The organism is uncultured Maribacter sp. (assembly GCF_947496775.1).
GTDB lineage: Bacteria > Bacteroidota > Bacteroidia > Flavobacteriales > Flavobacteriaceae > Maribacter_B.
In genome coordinates this window covers 1-2344 of the sequence record NZ_CANMDU010000033.1, presented here as the reverse complement: position 1 = coordinate 2344, position 2344 = coordinate 1, and the positions used below count along the sequence as shown (strand labels likewise).

The window sequence follows — 2344 nt, the reverse complement described above, 5'->3', positions numbered from 1 at the left end:
AAAAAATCCAGCGAAGCTAGCTTCGCTGGATTAATTTAATTATTTAATAAATTGTCAACCTATTTTAGGACGACTCATAGTTTTACTTTATGCGTTAAGCATTACTGGCATTCCCCCTATTTAAACCATTTATGGGAATAAGGATAAGGAGCTTTAAACAATTAAAAAGGAGTATTATCGTTTGTTAAAAATAGCCAATATTAGAAAGATGAGCGTGAAAACCAGTTAATTTCGTTAATATTTTTCTAAATTAATATTATGAAAAAAGTTCTAATCTTCGGTAGTTCTGGGCATGCTAAGGTTGTTATTGATATTTTTGAAAGACTCAGTTATAAAATTATAGGGCTATTAGATTCCAATAGAGCCAAGGGAGAGAGCACTTTTGGTTACTCTGTTTTAGGGGATGAAAAGAATATAATGGAGCTTAGACAGTCCTATCCAGATTTGGAATTATTCATTGCTATTGGGGACAATTATACCCGAAAAATTATAAAAGAAAAAATCACAGCTATATTCCCAGATATTAAATTTGCTTCTGCTATTCATCCGTTTGCGATAATAGGAAAAGAAGTTAAATTAGGTCAGGGCATTGCAGTTATGGGCGGAGTAGTAATTAATAGTGATTCAACTATTGAAGATTTTACAATAATAAATACTAGGGCAAGTGTTGGTCATGATTGTAGGTTAGAAGCATTTTCAAGTTTGTCTCCAAATGTAACTTTAGGAGGTAACGTAAATATTGGGGAATTATCCGCAATATCTATTAGTGCTACAATTATTCATGGCATTACTATATCAAAATATACTGTAATTGGAGCAAGTAGTTTAATCAATAAAGACTGTCAAAGCTTATCTGTTTATTATGGTAATCCAGGTAAGAAAATTGGGGATAGAAAAATTAATACCCCTTATTTGTAATTTATCATAGCATATGAGATTAATAATTTTTTTATTAGAATATTTACGAAGAATTATTTTTTGGAGTTTAGACTTTTTGAAAGGAAAACCTATAGGAAAAAATTATAAGACTATTGAAAGAATTTTATCTAAAAAATCAAAAAAAAATGATGAAATTAGAAGAGCAAGTTTGTACAAGCTGTTAAAACATGCAACAAGTACAACTAAATTTTATAAAACCTATGACAATTATAAAAACATTTACGATTTTCCGATTATCAACAAAAATGTAATATTAAACAATTTTATAGATTTTAAGTCAAATATTTATAGGTTAGAAAAGCTTTATAGTGCTTCAAGTAGTGGCTCTACGGGAATACCATTTACAATATTTCAAAATAAAAATAAAAAAAACAGGAATTCAGCAGATGTAATTTATTTTGCTAAGGAGGCAAATGCTTATATAGGAAATAAGTTAGTATACATAAAGCTTTGGGATTATTCTAATGCTAAAAGCAAAATTCTTAAATTTTTGCAAAATATTTTAGTTCATGATGTTATGAATAATTCTGAAGGAGCCATAAGTAAACTTACTGCTAAAATTATGCGTGATAAATCAAACAAAATAATTTTATGTTACCCTTCTTTTATGGCTGAAATGTGTGTTTATCTAGAAAAACACATAGAAGAACCTTTTATTAAAAATATTAAATCTATTATAACATCTTCAGAAAGCTTAGATGAGAATGATAGAGAAAATATTGAAAGAATTTTTAAAGCTCCTGTTTTTGAAAGATATTCAAATCAGGAAAACGGAATTCTTGCGCAACAAACTAAAGATAGTGATGGTAAGTATAAAATTAATCACGCTAGTTATTTTATTGAAGTTTTAGATAAAGAATCTAATAATCATGTAGCAACAGGAGAAGTAGGAAGAATTGTTGTGACGGATTTGTTTAATTATGCAATGCCTATGATACGTTATGATACGGGTGATATGGCTATTTATGAAGAAGTAGATGGTAATTATCCAGTATTTTCAAAAATATATGGCAGGAAGATGGATATGATATATGATGTTGAAGGTAAAATGGTTTCTCCATTTATTTTCTATAGAATACTAGGTTTTGGAAAAATTAAACAGTTTCAATTTGTTCAAACTTCACAGAGAGATTATTTATTCCGTTTAAATGGAAAAGCAGAAGATGTTAAAGAAAAAGAGGCTGTAATATTTTATAAGAACATTTTAGGGCAAGAAGCAATTATAAAATTTTCTTATGTTAATGAAATACCTTTATTGTCTTCGGGTAAGAGAAAAAAAGTAAAGAATCTTTATATGTAGTTGAGCTTTTTATTTTAAAAAAATGTCTCGTCCTAAAATAAGTTGACACAAATTCAACTTATTTATGAAGTATTCAGAGAAACCAAGGAAGAAGCGGAGTCAACG

Annotated in this window: 2 protein-coding genes; both read left to right on the top strand. The window is 28.3% G+C overall.

The features are described from left to right. The first annotated feature begins 258 nt into the window (after positions 1 to 258). Positions 259 to 918: an acetyltransferase gene (locus Q0856_RS17895; RefSeq protein WP_298507192.1), complete on the top strand. Its 660-nt coding sequence runs from the start codon at positions 259 to 261 to the stop codon at positions 916 to 918. A 13-nt stretch (positions 919 to 931) separates the two neighbouring features. Continuing rightward, positions 932 to 2239, top strand: a complete 1308-nt coding sequence (locus Q0856_RS17890; RefSeq protein WP_298507191.1) for a CoF synthetase — start codon at positions 932 to 934, stop codon at positions 2237 to 2239. The last annotated feature ends 105 nt before the right edge of the window (positions 2240 to 2344 follow it).